At 35.1% G+C, this 16,334-nt stretch carries 15 protein-coding genes; 7 read left to right on the forward strand and 8 right to left on the reverse strand.

The genetic code is table 11. The features are described 5' to 3' along the window. Positions 1 to 24 precede the first annotated feature (24 nt). Positions 25 to 405 (reverse strand): lactoylglutathione lyase, encoded by a 381-nt coding sequence (gene gloA, locus BLT22_RS04625; RefSeq protein ID WP_087057019.1) that lies wholly within the window; start codon positions 403 to 405, stop codon positions 25 to 27. Positions 406 to 840: 435 nt separating this feature from the next. Here gloA and BLT22_RS04630 point away from each other — a divergent pair, with 435 nt between their 5' ends. Together BLT22_RS04630 and BLT22_RS04635 are read left to right on the forward strand one after the other, a co-directional pair. Further along, entirely contained in the window at positions 841 to 1,389 is a 549-nt protein-coding gene (locus BLT22_RS04630) for a hypothetical protein (RefSeq protein WP_091761156.1), read from the forward strand. 79 nt (positions 1,390 to 1,468) lie between these two features. Then, positions 1,469 to 2,926, forward strand: a complete 1,458-nt coding sequence (locus tag BLT22_RS04635; protein WP_091761157.1) for a DEAD/DEAH box helicase — start codon at positions 1,469 to 1,471, stop codon at positions 2,924 to 2,926. A gap of 222 nt (positions 2,927 to 3,148) precedes the next feature. Here BLT22_RS04635 and BLT22_RS04640 read toward each other — a convergent pair whose 3' ends face one another. Beyond that, the gene (locus BLT22_RS04640) at positions 3,149 to 4,480 is read right to left on the reverse strand and encodes a dihydrolipoyl dehydrogenase family protein (protein WP_091761159.1); all 1,332 of its coding nucleotides are present in this window, start codon (positions 4,478 to 4,480) and stop codon (positions 3,149 to 3,151) included. 244 nt (positions 4,481 to 4,724) lie between these two features. Between BLT22_RS04640 and BLT22_RS04645 the strand changes: the two genes are divergently transcribed. Then, positions 4,725 to 5,033 (forward strand): MGMT family protein, encoded by a 309-nt coding sequence (locus tag BLT22_RS04645; RefSeq protein ID WP_087057023.1) that lies wholly within the window; start codon positions 4,725 to 4,727, stop codon positions 5,031 to 5,033. A gap of 79 nt (positions 5,034 to 5,112) precedes the next feature. Here BLT22_RS04645 and fabV read toward each other — a convergent pair whose 3' ends face one another. Continuing rightward, a complete protein-coding gene (gene fabV / locus BLT22_RS04650; RefSeq protein WP_176935331.1) occupies positions 5,113 to 6,309 on the reverse strand; it encodes an enoyl-ACP reductase FabV in 1,197 nt (398 codons plus the stop codon). A gap of 305 nt (positions 6,310 to 6,614) precedes the next feature. On the opposite strand from fabV, the gene BLT22_RS04655 reads away from it, so the two are divergent. Together BLT22_RS04655 and gloB are read left to right on the forward strand one after the other, a co-directional pair. Continuing rightward, a complete protein-coding gene (locus BLT22_RS04655) occupies positions 6,615 to 7,325 on the forward strand; it encodes a hypothetical protein (RefSeq protein WP_091761161.1) in 711 nt (236 codons plus the stop codon). A 102-nt stretch (positions 7,326 to 7,427) separates the two neighbouring features. Then, positions 7,428 to 8,129, forward strand: a complete 702-nt coding sequence (gene gloB, locus BLT22_RS04660) for a hydroxyacylglutathione hydrolase (RefSeq protein WP_091761163.1) — start codon at positions 7,428 to 7,430, stop codon at positions 8,127 to 8,129. An 84-nt stretch (positions 8,130 to 8,213) separates the two neighbouring features. On the opposite strand, the gene BLT22_RS04665 is transcribed toward gloB, so the two are convergent. From BLT22_RS04665 to BLT22_RS04675, 3 genes are all read right to left on the reverse strand, one after another. Beyond that, positions 8,214 to 8,417, reverse strand: a complete 204-nt coding sequence (locus tag BLT22_RS04665; protein ID WP_087057026.1) for a hypothetical protein — start codon at positions 8,415 to 8,417, stop codon at positions 8,214 to 8,216. Between the two features lie 92 nt (positions 8,418 to 8,509). Continuing rightward, on the reverse strand, positions 8,510 to 9,244 hold the full coding sequence (locus tag BLT22_RS04670; protein WP_091761165.1) for an ABC transporter permease: 735 nt from the start codon (positions 9,242 to 9,244) through the stop codon (positions 8,510 to 8,512). Next, positions 9,241 to 9,954: an ABC transporter ATP-binding protein gene (locus BLT22_RS04675; protein ID WP_091761167.1), complete on the reverse strand. Its 714-nt coding sequence runs from the start codon at positions 9,952 to 9,954 to the stop codon at positions 9,241 to 9,243. Before BLT22_RS04675 ends, BLT22_RS04670 begins: the two co-directional genes overlap by 4 nt. 85 nt (positions 9,955 to 10,039) lie before the next feature. On the opposite strand from BLT22_RS04675, the gene BLT22_RS04680 reads away from it, so the two are divergent. Beyond that, a complete protein-coding gene (locus BLT22_RS04680) occupies positions 10,040 to 10,786 on the forward strand; it encodes a polysaccharide deacetylase family protein (RefSeq protein ID WP_091761170.1) in 747 nt (248 codons plus the stop codon). After that, positions 10,783 to 11,748: an ABC transporter substrate-binding protein gene (locus tag BLT22_RS04685; protein WP_091761174.1), complete on the forward strand. Its 966-nt coding sequence runs from the start codon at positions 10,783 to 10,785 to the stop codon at positions 11,746 to 11,748. The genes BLT22_RS04680 and BLT22_RS04685 overlap by 4 nt, the downstream gene beginning before the upstream one ends. A 79-nt stretch (positions 11,749 to 11,827) precedes the next feature. Here BLT22_RS04685 and BLT22_RS04690 read toward each other — a convergent pair whose 3' ends face one another. Then, a complete protein-coding gene (locus BLT22_RS04690; protein ID WP_091761178.1) occupies positions 11,828 to 14,206 on the reverse strand; it encodes a YhgE/Pip domain-containing protein in 2,379 nt (792 codons plus the stop codon). Positions 14,207 to 14,222: 16 nt separating this feature from the next. Next, positions 14,223 to 16,289: an efflux RND transporter permease subunit gene (locus BLT22_RS04695; RefSeq protein ID WP_091761182.1), complete on the reverse strand. Its 2,067-nt coding sequence runs from the start codon at positions 16,287 to 16,289 to the stop codon at positions 14,223 to 14,225. Between the last annotated feature and the right edge of the window lie 45 nt (positions 16,290 to 16,334).

Raw genomic sequence — 16,334 nt, forward strand, 5'->3', positions numbered from 1 at the left:
GCTTATATTAAAGGTGTTCGAAATTTATTTTGCGCGCTTTACTTCGATTCGGTAACCATCTGGATCCGTCACAAAGAAATAAGACGGTGTGCCGCTTGAAAGTCCTTTTAACTCACCGGTTTCGTAAGCAGAAGCTTTACAGATTTTGTGCATTTTTTCCAAGTCGCTAACCGTTACGCCTAAATGACTGAAGCCATCTCCAACATTATATGGCTCGGCATCGTAATTGTAAGTAAGTTCAATTTGTACAGAAGAGCCAGGAGAGTTTAGATAAATTAAATCAAATTTATTTTCAGGGAATTCCCTGCGGCTGGCAACTTCAAAATCAAATAGATTCGTATAAAAGTCTAAAGTAGCCTCAATGTCTCTGACACGCAGGCAAATTTCAACAAGTACTTGGTTCATAATATCATCCTCCAATAGTTTCTTATTTGTTATTTTAACATGAATAGGTTATATAGGCATACTCATGTTATCTTAAGCTGAAAATAACACGTTTAGAAATACTACTTTAAATTATGCCTAAAAAACCACTATATAGACTATTTCAATCTATAAATACTGAAGTAGACGAATATCTAGACTTTCCAAATAGCAATTCAAAAAATTTGTTTTAGACAGATTACGCAGAACCTTATCATACATAAATAAAAGCTAATATTTGAAGTCCCATATACTAGATGGTTCTTAAGGTAGAGAATTTAAATTTATTGTTTTTGAGAATACTGGTAAAAGGATGATGACTTAGTTAAGATATAAGTAAGGAATACTTTTCATAAGGAGACGGATAGTAGACTAAGCAAGCAATCCAAAAACGAATAGATACTTGGGAGTAGTGCGATGAATAAAATTGTAATAATTTTATTAACTTTATTGATTATTTCAGGCTGTTCTAGCGTGGAAGAAGCCCCGGTAAGTCAAGAAAGTAAACAAGAAAACAAGGAACAAATAATTAAAGAAGAGGTTGTTTTGCAAAATGACAAACAAGGTAGTTCTTTCAATACGAAGATTCCTTCTATAAAACGTATAAGCACCAATGAGGACTTAAAAGTAGGGTTTGATAGTGTTTATACAGAAATATTTTGGAACTCTACCGAAAATAATGTACCTTACAACTTTCCCGAAGTACATTTTGGAGAAATTGAAATTGGGGATACTATCTATATTGATTGGAGTATGATCAAGCCCAAGCCAAGTGAAGTCAGTTTAATGCAAGTAAAAAAACATTCTGAGACAGTGGTTGAAAGTAAAGTTGTTGAAGGAGAGGTTGTTAACATAAAAATTGGTGAAAATGAACTTGGTAAACAATATGCTGTTCAATTCTTATGGAAAGACGGAAAAACCGTTACTGGAAAAAGTATGTTGAATTTTAGACTTGAAGAAGAATAATTGGTTGAATGTGTTCTTGAAAGAATGCATGGTTAAATAGAAACATAAAAAAAATTAAGCAAAAAAGAGAGCAGGGCATATGAATAATACATCATTTGAGACATTTGGAATCGATCCTGAAATATTAAAAGCATTAAAAAGCTTGCGTTACTTTAACCCGACAGCAGTACAGGAAGCGGTTATTCCGTTGGCTTTAGAGAAACAAGATATCATCGTAGAGTCCCAGACGGGTAGTGGGAAGACTGTTGCTTTTGGTATTCCACTTTGTGAACAAGCAGTTTGGGAAGAAAATAAACCTCAATCCTTGATTTTGGTTCCAACTCGGGAGTTAGCGCTGCAAGTCAAGGACGATATCATGAATATTGGTCGTTTGAAGCGGATAAAGGTTACTGCAGTATTCGGCAAGTCATCTTTTAAAACGCAGAAGTCTGAGCTCAAGCAAAAGAGCCATATTGTTGTTGGAACTCCGGGTCGGATATTGGAACATTTAAAAGAAGGTACGTTGGTAGTAGATAAGGTTAGTAGCTTAGTTTTAGATGAAGCAGATGAAATGCTCAATATGGGTTTTATTGAACAGGTGGAAGAAATTATCGATTATTTACCGAAAGAACGTCAAACGATGCTGTTTTCTGCTACTATGTCTGCACAAATAGATCGTTTAGCAAGCTTCTATATGACTCCTGAGCGTGCTTCTGTCAAAATGGAATCATCAGTGGAGAATACGCCTAAGATTTTGCATTCTTATATTAATGTTGAAGAGACAACGAAGGAAAAACAACTGTTAAACTTATTGACTATCGAGAACCCGGATGCTTGTATCATCTTTTGTAATACGAAAGATGCAGTAGATACGGTTGTCAGTTATTTGAAAAAAGCTGGCTTGCCGATTGATAAATTGCATGGCGGGATGGATCAAGACGATCGCTTAGACGTAATGGACGAATTCCGCTCTGGAAAGCTTCGTTACTTAGTAGCCACAGATGTTGCTGCTCGTGGAATAGATATTGACGATGTGACGCATGTCGTCAATTTTGATGTTCCTGTTGAAAAAGAGAGTTATACGCATCGGACAGGCCGGACAGGTCGAGCTGGTAAAACAGGACTGGCATTAACGATGGTAAGTCCTGCTGACCAAAAACGCTGGCAGGAAATTCATGATTATGCTTTTGATGACAGTCATGAGCTTACAGAAGTATTTACACCTAATGAACGTGCGGTCACTCGGGCCAAGGCAGATTTTGAAAAGAAAATTAACACACGACTGGCTCCAAAAATAGCTCGTAATAAAGAATTGAATAAAGATATTACTAAAGTATATTTTAATGGTGGGAAAAAGAAAAAACTTCGTGCTGTTGATTTTGTCGGGACACTGACGAGTATCAGGGATATCTCAGCCGAAGACATTGGTATTATCACGATCCAGGAAAATGTTACCTATGTAGAAATCATGAACGGTAAAGGACCCTATGTTATTTCTGAAATGCAAAACCGCAAAATTAAAGGAAAAACGTTAAAAGTCAATAAAGCACGCAAGTAAACAGAAGCCCCCTTTGAAGAAGCAATTTAAACAATGATTTAAATGTATAGAGAGTGTTCCGTTATAGTAATTGAGAGTTTTTTACTAGGGGTAGGCTAATCATAATGGGTTAAAACTGTAGTAGCATGAATAAATGAGACTTTCATTACTAAAAAGGTCGATTCTCTGTTTTTAAACAGAGAATCGACCTTTTTGTGATAGCTATAAATTATTCTGCTCAGTTTAAGAATATAGTGAAGGTAAGTCACTAGCAATGGTCGGATAAGCAAAGATATGCTTAGCGACTTCTGAACTAGAAACTTTTTTCTCAATCAGCTGGCTGAAGTAATTGATTAGTTCATCTGCTTCATTATTCAGGCAAGCTGCGCCGACTAGTAGACCTGTTTTCTTATCAGTGATAATCTTGACTTTTGAAATAGGTTCATTGGTTCTGTGATAGCTGAACCACTTAGTGGCATCAATGGTGGATAGTTCGTAGTCATCATTACTTTCGTCAATCACTACACCAATTTGAGCTAGTTTAGGACCAGAAAATACCATCGTTGGGATGCTTGGATACGATATGGATGCAGTATCTTTTCCAGTCAAATACGACACTACATAACTTGCTTCGAAACTACATACAGGAGTGAGTTTCGGTTGACTTTTAGATAGAATATCTCCAATTGCAAAAATAGCTGGATTGCTGGTTTGGAGAAATTCATTAACGGTTATGCCTTTTTTATCGTATTCTACTCCAGCATTTTCAAGGTTCAATGTATCTGTGTTGGGTATCCGTCCAGTAGTACAAAAAACCAAATCGCTATTTAATTGGAAGTTTGAATCATCTCTAAGTGAATAGCCAATTGAAGTTTTTTCAACCTTGGAAATCTCTATATTTAGATGAAAAGTGACACCTTTAGATTTTAATTGTTCCATTAGCAGGTCAACTAATTCACGGTCAAAGGCTTTAAGTGGTCGATCGTTGTGTTGAATAACGTGAACTTTAGCTCCAGCGGCATTTGCGATGGCTGCAAATTCAAAAGCAATATAACCGCCACCCACTAAAGTAATAGTCTCAGGCATTTCTGGAAGCGATAAGAAGTCTTTACTTGTTAGAAAATGTTCTTTTCCCTCAATGTCTAGTATAGAAGGTCGTGCGCCAGCAGCAATAATAAATTGTTCCGCTGTTAGTTCATCTTCGTTTACTTTTAATCGATGATCATTGATAAACTTTGCTTTACCAGTGAATGTTTCTACACCGGTAGATTCTAAACTTTCTTTGCTTTGTTTGGGTACAGGGGAAGTGAATGTTTCCTTAAAAGCCATTAGATCCGGCCAATTCACTTTAGGGATCGTATCTAATCCTTTTCCTTGTAGTTGTTGAATGTGATCTTTAGCTTCAACCGCTGAAATCAATACTTTCTTGGGATCACAGCCTCGATTTGGACAAGTACCGCCCCATAAATCTTCTTCTACTATAGCGACTTGCTTGCCAGCTGAAGCTAGATTAGAAGCAGTAGTCATTCCAGCTACCCCGCTACCAATAATAACTATATCAAATTCTTTTCTCATCATTTGAATCTCCTCTATTCATTCGTTTTCGAGTATCGTCTATATACTGGTTTTAACACACAAAGAGAGATAGTGAAAATGAAATAACCTAAAAAATCTCATTTTATTTGAATCAAGTAATAGATTTAAGAAGAGGCTGCCTTTGAGTAGGTTTTATTTCAGACAGTTATCTTATACAATAGAATGTATGAAATTCCATAATCACAAATGAGTAATAGATTATTTGAAATTATGAGGTGAAATAATGAGTCATGTATTGGATGAGGACTTGATTTATGAAGTGTTATCGGTGGTTGATGAGATTCCAGAGGGTAAAGTTGCGACGTACGGTCAGGTTGCGAGACTGATTGGGAGGGAAAAGAATGCTAGGCTTGTCGGTAGAGTATTAAGTATGGCTGAATTTTATGGAAGATATCCTTGTCACAGAGTAGTCAATCATGCAGGCAGACTAGCGCCAGGATGGAAAGAACAGAAAGGATTACTTGAAGCAGAAGACATACCAATGAAAAATGCTATGTATGTTAATTTGAAAATGTGTCTATGGGATGAATGAGGATAGTCTACAATAGTTAAAATCAGAAAAGGGATGGCTTTAGTCTGCCATCCCTTTTTTGATTTAGTTTATTAAGGAATTAGTATTTCAGCGCTTTTAATTCGTCTATAGTTACCTCTTGCTCAACATAACCATCCACCATGAAGCCACTTAGATTTGAGAATTCTTTATAAAAGAGGTCATAAGCAGTCAGATCCGTATTGAAATTATCTTGATTAAGCTTTAGGATCAATTCTTTTGTTTTAGCCTGGGTATCGCTATCCAGTTCCCAGCTATCCGGTCTTAAACGACCGATTTCATCGTACTCAGGATTGTTTCCATAAATCATATCTCGATAGATGCGATCCTGGTGCATGATGGGTGTTTCATGAGTGCCTTTTTCTTCCATAATTTTGTACAAACCAATACAATATACAGGGAAGAAAGGAATAACAGAACTTGCTTTGGTGGTGACAGCAGTAGCCACTACAATTAGTGCTTTACCGTTGATATCCCTTAGTAATTCGTTAATATTTTCAGCTTTCTCATCACAGTCTGCTTTAGCACGGCCGAGAGTACCACCCCCGTAATAAGGTCGATTAAGCTCTGTGCCTAAATAAGAATAATTAGTCGTTAGAACGTTATCTGCTAACACATCTGCTTCTTTTAGTGCTTTCATCCATAATTCCCAATCTTCTCCACCCATTACTTTTACAGTGTCATGGATTTCCTGATCTGTTGCAGGATCTAGCGTTTCGGTATAGAATGCTTCATTTTGCATGTTGATGTTCGGGCCGACTACAGGCTCTCCAATGGCTTTGATGGAAGAAGTATAGGTTTCTTTTGTATCGGGATCTGTTCTTCTCCCACTAGCTAAACTGTAGACAACTAAATCCACTTTACCGCCGAATTCATTTTTGATATAGTCGATAACTTCTTGCTTGCTTTCATGACTAAATGCGTCCTGTACAAAGTTTTTAGCAACCAAGCCTTCTTTTTCAGCTGCTTCTTTAAAAGCAATGTTATTGTACCAGCCAGCTGTACCTAGATTTTTTTCACTTTTTGGTCCTTTTTCAAATGAAACACCAATTGTATCTGCTCCTGCTCCAAAAGCAAGATTGATTCGGGTAGCTAACCCATAACTGGATGAAGCACCAATGATTAATACCTTTTTAGGTCCCACGTAAGTTCCCTTGTTTTTTACATAATTAATTTGGTTTAGTACTTCTTGCTTAAGCCCAACGGGATTGATACCTAAAGCCACATTTCCGCGAATATTTTGTTTAAATTGGATCATATTCAAATTCCTCCATTAAATTATTATAGTAATATCATATCAGAAAAAAGAATTTTAAGAGAAATTACTTGTGAAATTTATATTTTCAAACGAGATTTAATATATCATCATATGCTATAGATAGGTTGAAAATATAGTTATTTAAAGATATGCTATCTATAAAGTATAGATATGAAATTTTGTTATTAATCTCTAGAGAGCGGTTAAGGAACATAAAAGTAAAAGGAATAAAAACATATAAATAAACCCAAGTTCACTATAAAAATCACTTAGTCACTCAAAAAACATTAGGAGTTGCTTTTTATTTGAAAAAAATCAAATCAATTTTACTCTCTATTTTTTTACTGGTTGTTTCAGTTATATTCACTTTAGGAATCTTTATATTGATTAATGTGATTCAAGAAATGCTCTTTGTACCAGATGACTTCTTAATGTGGACGTTCAAGTATCCAGCGTCATTAGGTATATTTATTTATCAAGTATACTTAACTTTAGGTGTGTTTTATATTTTTCGTAAGAAATTCAGGAGTATATATAGAGAGTTTCGGCCAAGAAACTCTTTTATAAACAAGAATAGAAAATCTAACATTAGGTTATTTATTGCTATAAACGTAATGTTATTTTATATGATCATTTCATCTGTTACGGTTATAACTGAGAACAGAATCATTGATTATTCCTTTTTACATCCTCAAGGTCAAGTATTTGATTATGATAATATAATAAAAATTAATACAGGAGTTTATGGCAGAAATTCACTCATCCCACTGAAACAATCTAAAGGAGAATTTTTTTATATTCTTGAATTAAAGAATGGTCAAAAAGTTCACTTAAATAGGGTAGGGGGAACGAAAGATGATGAACATGATTTTTTTGTTATTAGAAGAATTGATGATAAACTTGTGAATAGAGGAACGTTAAAGGTTTCCAGTATGGAAAATTTCGAGCTTACTACGAAGGATTTAGACAAAATTTATACCGATAAGATACAAGATATATTACAGAACACGAACTAAAACAGGACAAAATTAAAAAGATACATCAAAATTTCTATTTTTGAGGGGATTCACTCTGAATAATAAAATACAAAAAACAAACTGAACAAAGGAGAAATAAATGTGAATATTCATCCTATAGAAGCATTTTCGGATAATTATATCTGGGTTATTGAAGAAGGAAACGAAGCACTCATTGTTGATCCAGGAGAATCTGAAGGGGTTTTACGTTATTTGGAAGAAAAGCAATTAACACTTAAAGCAATCCTGCTAACGCATGAACATAATGATCACATCGGAGGAGTCAAAGAAGTGTTGGCTAATTATATCGACACACCAGTTTATGGACCAAAGGAAACAGCCCAGCTAAATGACTATACCGTTCAAGATGGAGATTCCTTTGAATTACTGGGGCATAATTTTAAAGTCTTTATAACAGCAGGTCATTCCAATGAACATATTAGTTTTTTGATGGACAAAAACTTATTTTGTGGGGATGCGCTGTTTTCTGGAGGCTGTGGTCGAGTATTTACAGGAGATTATAAAGCACAATATGATGCTTTACAGAAATTCAGAGCTTTAGATGAAGATGTACGGGTCTATGCAGGGCATGAATATACGCAAACGAACTTGCGCTTTGCTCAGTCAGTTGAGCCTGGGAACAAAGCAGTTCTGCAAGATTTAGATGAGGTCAATAAGCTGAGAGAGAAAAATCTTCCAACGTTACCATCTACAATTGGAAAAGAAAAGAATATCAATTTATTGCTAAAATCCGAAACGTTAGAAGAATTTATTGATCTACGTAAAGCACGAGACAACTTTTAAATGGATAAAAAAGATCAAAAAAATGAAAAAGAACTATAGGCCTGTTTACAGAGGTTTATAGTTCTTTTCTTTAATCATTATTTATCACTCTTTTTTACCGAATCCGCCTAAGCCGCCCAAGTCGATGTCACTAAATGATTGCTTTGCAGTACTAATTAATTCGTTGCGTTCATTTTCATTAATTTTTCCATCTTCAAAAGCCTGTTTAATTTCTTTAACTAACTGTCCAACTTTATCTTTATCAATATTTTGAACTTGTCTTTTCAGTTCATTAAATTTCTGACTCATCCAACTCACCCTTTTTGATATATGACTAATTATTACCATATAAAAAGAGAATAGCTTATTCAAATAATAAGCTTAAGTGAATATGCTTACAGTTAATAACTGAATCGTTCTAAAGAATCAATCACTCGAAAAAGGATAAATCCTAGCAAAGCAATACAGAAGATTCCTGCGAACATTTCAGGATAATCCATTTTTGTCCAAGCACTTAAAATGAGGTATCCTAAACCATAATCTGTAGCATAATTTTCCGCGAAAAAAAGTGAAGCCAAAGCGATTCCGATACTGACCCGTAAGCTAGCAAGGATATTTGGAAAAATAGCGGGTAGAATCAGATAGCGAATTTGCTGCCAGATACTAGCTTGGAAATTTGTCATAATACGTTGGTAATTTTCAGGAATCGTCTTAGCGCCATCTCTTACTAAGATAATCACTTGTAAAACAATAATAGAAAATAGTAATAATATTTTAGAAAAATTACCTAGGCCCCAGAATAACATGAAAACGGGTAGGAAAGCGACTTTTGGTAAAGGGTACAAAAAATATAACAAGGGAGAGAGTAAACGATCAGATTTAGGAAACATACTTAACAGAATACCGATCGGAAGCCCAACCAAAACCGCTAGTAAAAGAGCAATAAAAATTCTTAAACTACTAGCAATGATATGTAACCCCAATAATTCTTTAATGTCCCACATTTTAATGCCAGTTACTATAGGACTTGGAATAGCATGATTGTTTGAAAGGATATACAGTAGAATCCATACTGCCAAGTAAGAGAGGATACCTAGAAATAATGAACGGAAAAAATTGGATTGGGCTCTTTTCATAGTTGTCTAACCTGCTTTCTTAATTGGATGCAGAATTCATAGAACTCCAGAGCTTGTCGTCGATTATTTTTATTGAATGTTGGGTTCGCTATTTTCTGTAATCTCTGATTGGTAACGAGTATAATTTCTTGACCTAGATAAGCAGCTTCTTCAATATCATGAGTAATGATGATCATAGTACTCTTTCTAGTATGCTGTTCCTCTATTAAACGATCTTGAATTTCCTCTTTCGCTTCTTGATCCAGCGAAGAGGTTGGTTCATCTAATAATAGAAATTTTGGATCTAGTGTTAATCCTTGAGCGATAGCCACTCTCTGAAGCTGACCACCACTTAAAGCGTGCGGCCTTTTATGAGCTAATGCTTCTAATCCAAATTGTTTTAAAAGTTGTTTTACTCTGGAACCTGTCTGTCCTTTGGAAACTTTATTGATTTTCAAGGGTAGAGCTAGTGCTTCAGAAACAGTTAACCAAGGGAAAATCTGATTATTTTGAAAAACGGTTAATATTTCTGATCTTTGTACATTTTGATAGTCCACGGTACCTGATTGAGGTTTCTTGAAACCGGTTAACAAATCAAACAAAGTGCTCTTTCCAATGCCGGAGGGACCTAATAGAGTGTAGATTTTATTATCGTCAAATTGAAAATCGGTATTTTGAAATATCTGATTTTTTTCATAAATGAAATTTAAATTCTTAATGATAATGCTCATAGAATATTCGCCTTCAATCTAATTTACTTAGTTTAATAGTACACAATTATGTTATACTATTAAAGGAAAAAAGGAGGAGAATTCATTGTTTACGACGTTAGTTTTTCATGAAATACGGCCCAAAAATGAAATTTCATCAGGAGCGAGACCTATTTTAGTAGCAGATGGTTATCAGGATAGTTTACCGATGCCATTATACAATAGTCTTGATTTCTTTTGTGAATTATTGAGCTACTTAAAAGATGTAGGATACTATTTCTTATCATTGGATGAGGTAAAAGAATTTTACTATGAGAATAAAGATATACCAGCAAAGTCTGTTTTGATTACGTTTGATGATTGCTATCAATCACAGAAAAAATATGCGTATCCGGTACTTAAAGAAATGGGTATTAAGGCAGTATCTTTTGAGCCAACGGGTTGGGTTTTTGAGGAAGAACAGAGTTACAAAGAAGCATTTTCTCAAGTATTGAGTTTTAAGGAATTAGAAGAAATGGCAGATGTCTTTACATATGCCAACCATACTCATCATTTTCATCAACGAGAGGGAATAGAAAAAAGTCGAATAATGTGGGAATCAGAAGCTTTATTTATTCAGGATCTAGATGAGTGTAATCTACAGGTAGAAGAAAAAGATGTTTTTGCCTATCCTTTTGGTTTGTATCATCAGGATAATGTTCAGACGCTATCAAATCTAAATTTCAAATTGGCTTTTACAACAGAGCCAGGAATCAATACCAGAATTACACCTCCATTAGAGTTACATCGAAATATCGTAATGGAAGGGTTACCGATAGATAAATTTAAAGAAATGTTAGGAGAGCAAAAATGAAAAAATTAGTATTGAGTTTGTTTGCATTCTTTACAACAGCTAATTTAGCAGCTTGTGGTACACAAGAAAGTAATGAAGCAACTCCGGCAGCAAAAGATGAAGATAAAGTTACGGGAGAAACAATTAAATTTGGCGTTTTACCTGCTGAATCTGCTATTCCCATTATACTAGCAAATGAAAAAGGTTTTTTTGAAGAAGAAGGGACAAAGGTTGATATAGAATCCTTTTCTTCACCTAATGATCGAAATGTAGCTATACAATCAAAAGCATTAGACGGTACCATTAGTGATGTTATGACGGAAGCTACCTTTAAGCAAAATGAAACAGATATGACGATTACTTCTGGTATTCTAGAAGATTTTAAAGTTTTGGCATCACCTCAATCGGGTATTACAGAGATGAAAGGATTAGCCGATAAAAAAGTTACTTTAGTTCCGAACTTTATTTTGGAATATATAATGGATGTTTTTGCTGAGGAACAAGGCTTTACATATGAAGTTGTAGACATCCCCTCATTTGCGACTCGTTCTGAGGCTTTATTAAAAGGAGAAGTTGATGCAGCGGTTTATACTGAACCACAAGCTAGCATGTTGGCGGAACAAGGTGCTGTTATACTAGGTAGTTCAAAAACATCAGGCATTAATGGAGGAACGATTCAGTTCATGGATAGCATTTTAGAGGAACGGCCTCAAGATATTCAGGCATTTTATACCGCATACAATAAAGCGATTGATTATATGAATCAACATGAAGCCAGTGAATATGCTGATATCTTATCAGAATATCAGTTCCCAGATGCTATGAGTACGTATTTAGATACTCAGGAAGAAAATTATCCACATGCACAAGCGGTTGATCAAGATCAGTTTAATGAAATTATTGAATGGACAAAAAATAAAGAGCAAATAAATCAGGTATATTCGTATGATGAATTAACCGATTTTAGTTATTTAGAAGAATAGTAAAGATAAAAGAAAAGGCTAACCATCCGGTTAGCCTTTTTCAGTATAAATATCTGAGTGAATGTTGTAGGAATCTGATTTAACTGAATAGATTCAAAAGTTTTTGCCATAAGCTTACATGTTCTTCTGAATGATTGTCTATAGTTTTGTCTTCTGTATCTTCTTCTTGAGCACGATATTGAATAACAAATTGAACATTATCAACTTGATCATTTCGATCATCCATATAAGAATGAACTTCGTAGTCTGAATTAGAAAATTCATCAATGGCATCATCTATCTTATCTTTAGTTTTATCAGGTAAGTTTGCTGTTTCACTGTGAAGTTCTGAAGTTCCGTTAGCTAATTCTTGTGTCCCATTAGAAAGATCTGTTGAACCAGTCTCTGCTTTACTGATACCATCAGATAGTTTATCAGCTCCAACAAATAAATCCTGAGCCCCAGATTGTAAAGCCACAGTACCAGTATGAAGCTGGCTAATTCCGTTTATAAACGCAAGAGAACCAGTATGAGCAGAACCAATTCCTTGTGATAAACTGTCTGCTCCTTGATCTAGTTTTGCAGCACCGTCAGATAACTGATTAATGCCATTTCCAAGAGCTTCACCACCATTTATAAGACTAGTAGAACCCGTGTTTAATTGTTTACTTGCAGCAGTTACTTTATTTATACCTTCAGAAAGTTGATGAACCCCAGACGTATAGTCTTGTACACCTTGATCAAGAGCTCCATAGTTTTCAGTCAGCTGATCGACTCCTTCTTGAAGAGGAACAAGTTCGTTTGATAAGTTAGAAATTCCAGTTACAACCTCATTGATAGCAGATTGAAAGTCTTGGTAATTCTTAACTAATTGGCTGCTTCCACTTTTTAGAGCGCCATCTTCTTTCACTTGATTATGAACGCCATTTATAAGTGTATTGCTGCCGGATATATATTGTTCGTTAACAGCTAAAAGTTGTTTGGTCTGATTAAGTGCGCTTGTTAAGTTATCCACTAATGCTTGTTCAATTAATCCTTCTTCAACTAAAGGTTGAAGTGTTTCAATTTGTTTTTCTAGAGTTTGAATTTTTTCTTGAGTATTTTTATTCTGTTCGGCTAACTCTGAAGGCGTTAACCCTGCTTCATTTAGTTTTGAATCATATTGATTAAGAGTCTGGTTGATTCCAGTTATGCCTTTATCAAGAGATGATAGACCAGAACCAATTCCTTCCGCAGCTTTACTGAGCTCTGATACATCATTGAACGCTACTTTAATATCGTCTACTTTAGCTTGCATTTTTTGTAGAGATGTTAATATTAAAGCAGAATTTTTTGTCAATGATGGAGATTTATCGTCTAGTGTAGCTAAACCTTGCTGTATTTCTCCAAGGCCACCTGATAGATCTGAGATTCCATTATCCAATTTATCAAGACCGTTGAATAATTGAGTAGATTTTTCATTTAATTCCTGACTACCTGTTTTGAGTTGATTGGTAGATTGAGCGAGTTGATTGCTGCCTTTATTTAAAGTGTTTAGACCAGATGCTAGGTTTTCTGATTGTTTATAGGCTTTACTTGTACCTTCTACAAGCAGTTGACTTTTACTTGATAATTGATTAGTCCCAGATGTTAAACGATTACTTCCGCCTAGGAGCTGTTGGATCCCATTCGTTAAGTCTGTACTGCCGTTATTTAAGGAATTTGCACCATCATTAATTGTTGTAATGCCATCTTCAAGCTCTTTCAAAGGATCCGTGAATGAAGAAATATCAAATAGATCATCCCCTATAGCCAAGCTAAGTGGCGCTCCGTTGATTGACCAATCTAGTTCTTCTAATTGAGTTGTATTCACTGTGAAAGAAAGGGGATCATCTTGCCCAGGCAGTACCGTCCATTGAACCTGCTGTTTATTTCCGGCAGTACTGATGATCCCATTCTCACTTTTCAGGTTATAGTGAGTATCAAGATCCAGCGAAGTACTGATTTGCAAAGCATAATGATCATAAAAATCCATTAGTTTTTCATTGGACTCATCAGTAGGCGAAATGGATACTTGAACAGTAACTTGGCCGCTCTTACCAGCGGCTTGATGAGGATCAACTGTTTTTCCATCTAAAGTATAAGAGAAATCAAATGTCCATGGTAATTGTTTATCTGCTACTTCACCTTGAGTGAATACTCGGTTTTCGTTGGTAAGAATATGGGCTTCTTTATTAGCGTAATTTAAATCAGAATCTTTAGTATTGAGTAGTCGCAGTTCATTATAGTTCCCAAAGTCTTCAATTTCATTTGCATCATCCATCTCGAAAAGATTTGTTACATACATTTCTTTTAAGTCTCCAGAAAGATCAATCGTAGAGTAGACTAATTCTTCTTTTGAATAATTGGACTCATCGCTATTTTCCTCAGCCATTACAGGAAAAGTAATAGAGCTAGCAGCGATATAAAGTGAGCTTAAACCAATAATTGTTTTTTTCATTTTTAATTTTCTCCTTCTATTTTTCAAAATTTGTATTTAAGGTTGTTTTTTCGATCCACTTATCTGATATATATAGTAGGATCGGCAAACCAAAAAATACAACTAGCATAGATAGTAACGTTCCTTGAGCTAATAAATAGCCTATTTGAGCGGGCACTTGATTAGTGGAGAATATTCCAAAAAGCAGTCCTGCAAAAGTCATAATAACTCCAGAGACTAGGATGCTTTCTCCAGATTTTTCTATTGAAGCTAGAAGTGCTTCTTTTTTCGAGTGTAAATGCCGTTCTTCTATATAACGATCTGTCAATAAAACGGCGTAATCTACGGTAGCACCTAATTGCACAGAACTTAAGATTAAAAAGGCAATGTAAAATAATGCACTTCCTCTAAAATAAGGGAGACCTAAGTTGATCCAGATAGCAGCTTGAATGCTCATAACGAGAATAGCTGGTAGAATCAGTGATTTAAAGGCAAACATAATAACGAGTAATATGCCTATAATAGAAGTGATATTTACAATCCGCTGATCAGAACTGATAACATCTTTCAAATCATAAGTCGAAACACTATCTCCTGCTAGAAGATAATCTTCACCGAATAGGTTCTCAGCTTTTGCTCTGATGGTATCAATCATCTCAAAGGTCTCAGGGCTTTCTGCTGGTAAGGAGGTTTCTATCGCCATTCTTGTGTAATCTTGTGAATGCAACATCTCTCTAGTGTCTTCAGGAACATATTGGATAGGGATAGCCCAGCCAACTTCATTTGAATAAGCTTCTACCGCTGTAATATCTGAAAATTCATCCAAGGCTTCAATCATTTCTTTTTCACTTTCTTCATTACCGTTAGGAATCATTAAAGCCATCAGATTTTCATGTCCAAAGTCTTTTTCAATAGCATTCTGTTCTTGCATGACTTTATTGTCTGATGGAAGCCACCTAGAGTTTCCGTAATAGAAGTCATTTTGATGTTGAGCGAAAAAAAAGACACCTGCAAATAAAATTATTAATGGGACAGCTACAAAACGAACCTTATATACAAGGTTAGCTAAGGGCTTCAAAGACGGAATAAAAGAACGATGCATAGTTTTTTCTAGTAAATTTGCACAGACTAAAGTCATCGCAGGTAGGAAAATAAACACGGAAAGAAGGCTAAAGATTACCCCTTTTGCTAATACAATTCCCATGTCTGCTCCTATTCCAAATTTCATTAATATTAAAGCAGCAAAGCCGATAACGGTCGTTAATCCACTAGATAAAACAGAGCCTAAAGAATTTTTTAAAGCTTTGACCATAGCTTCTTCTTGAATGAGACCCTCTCGACGATACTCCTCATAGCGATGTAGTAAGAAGATAGAGTAATCAATCGAAACACCTAATTGTAGGATAGGGAAAGCATTCTTAGTAACAAAAGAAATTTCACCTAAAAAGATATTGGTCCCACTATTAATTAAAATGGCTAATCCAATCGTACCTAAAATTAAAATGGGTTCTATCCAAGAGGATGTAGAAAAAATTAATACAATAAAAGCAATAATAACAGCAAAACTGATCGTAGAGTATAAGTCGACACTAGTATGCTGATCCAGTTCGTAATCTTGTACGAGCTGCCCATCCATTTTTCCTTCTTTACCGATCACATTTCTAATTTTTTCAATCAGTTCATCTCGTTGTTCGTTACCATCAACTTCAGCGGAAATCGCCATTAAGGCTTTGCCATCTTGATAGTAGTCTTTTACAGTCTCTTGATCCATTAATTCAATCGGTTTCTCGAGATCTTCATGATCATCTAGCCAATCAACAGAATCAATATGGTTGATCTCTAAGAGCGCTTCTTTCACTTTGATAGCTTCTGTTATATCCGCTTCCTCAATCATTACACGAATACTGGATGGTTGGGGTGGGAATTCTTCTTTCATCACATCTATAGCTTGGGTGGACGGAGAAGAATTGGGTAAATAATCTGTCATATCATTATTAATGCCTACAAATCTTGCTAAGAATATGGATATAATTCCTAATAAAGCGAAGGTATAAATAATTGTCTTTCTATAATGCACAATCGCTCTAAATAATCTTTCCTTCATACAATCTACTTCTTCCTTGTTATTTTGACAAATGTTGAAATTTGA

The sequence above is a fragment of the Marinilactibacillus psychrotolerans genome, assembly GCF_900101525.1.
Lineage (GTDB): Bacteria > Bacillota > Bacilli > Lactobacillales > Carnobacteriaceae_A > Marinilactibacillus > Marinilactibacillus psychrotolerans.

Coding starts and splice junctions, on each gene's coding strand:
- gloA (WP_087057019.1), bottom strand. CDS start 405: ATGAACCAAGTACTTGTTGAAATTTGCCTGCGTGTCAGAGACATTGAG.
- BLT22_RS04630 (WP_091761156.1), top strand. CDS start 841: ATGAATAAAATTGTAATAATTTTATTAACTTTATTGATTATTTCAGGC.
- BLT22_RS04635 (WP_091761157.1), top strand. CDS start 1,469: ATGAATAATACATCATTTGAGACATTTGGAATCGATCCTGAAATATTA.
- BLT22_RS04640 (WP_091761159.1), bottom strand. CDS start 4,480: ATGAGAAAAGAATTTGATATAGTTATTATTGGTAGCGGGGTAGCTGGA.
- BLT22_RS04645 (WP_087057023.1), top strand. CDS start 4,725: ATGAGTCATGTATTGGATGAGGACTTGATTTATGAAGTGTTATCGGTG.
- fabV (WP_176935331.1), bottom strand. CDS start 6,309: ATGATCCAATTTAAACAAAATATTCGCGGAAATGTGGCTTTAGGTATC.
- BLT22_RS04665 (WP_087057026.1), bottom strand. CDS start 8,417: ATGAGTCAGAAATTTAATGAACTGAAAAGACAAGTTCAAAATATTGAT.
- BLT22_RS04670 (WP_091761165.1), bottom strand. CDS start 9,244: ATGAAAAGAGCCCAATCCAATTTTTTCCGTTCATTATTTCTAGGTATC.
- BLT22_RS04675 (WP_091761167.1), bottom strand. CDS start 9,954: ATGAGCATTATCATTAAGAATTTAAATTTCATTTATGAAAAAAATCAG.
- BLT22_RS04685 (WP_091761174.1), top strand. CDS start 10,783: ATGAAAAAATTAGTATTGAGTTTGTTTGCATTCTTTACAACAGCTAAT.
- BLT22_RS04690 (WP_091761178.1), bottom strand. CDS start 14,206: ATGAAAAAAACAATTATTGGTTTAAGCTCACTTTATATCGCTGCTAGC.
- BLT22_RS04695 (WP_091761182.1), bottom strand. CDS start 16,289: ATGAAGGAAAGATTATTTAGAGCGATTGTGCATTATAGAAAGACAATT.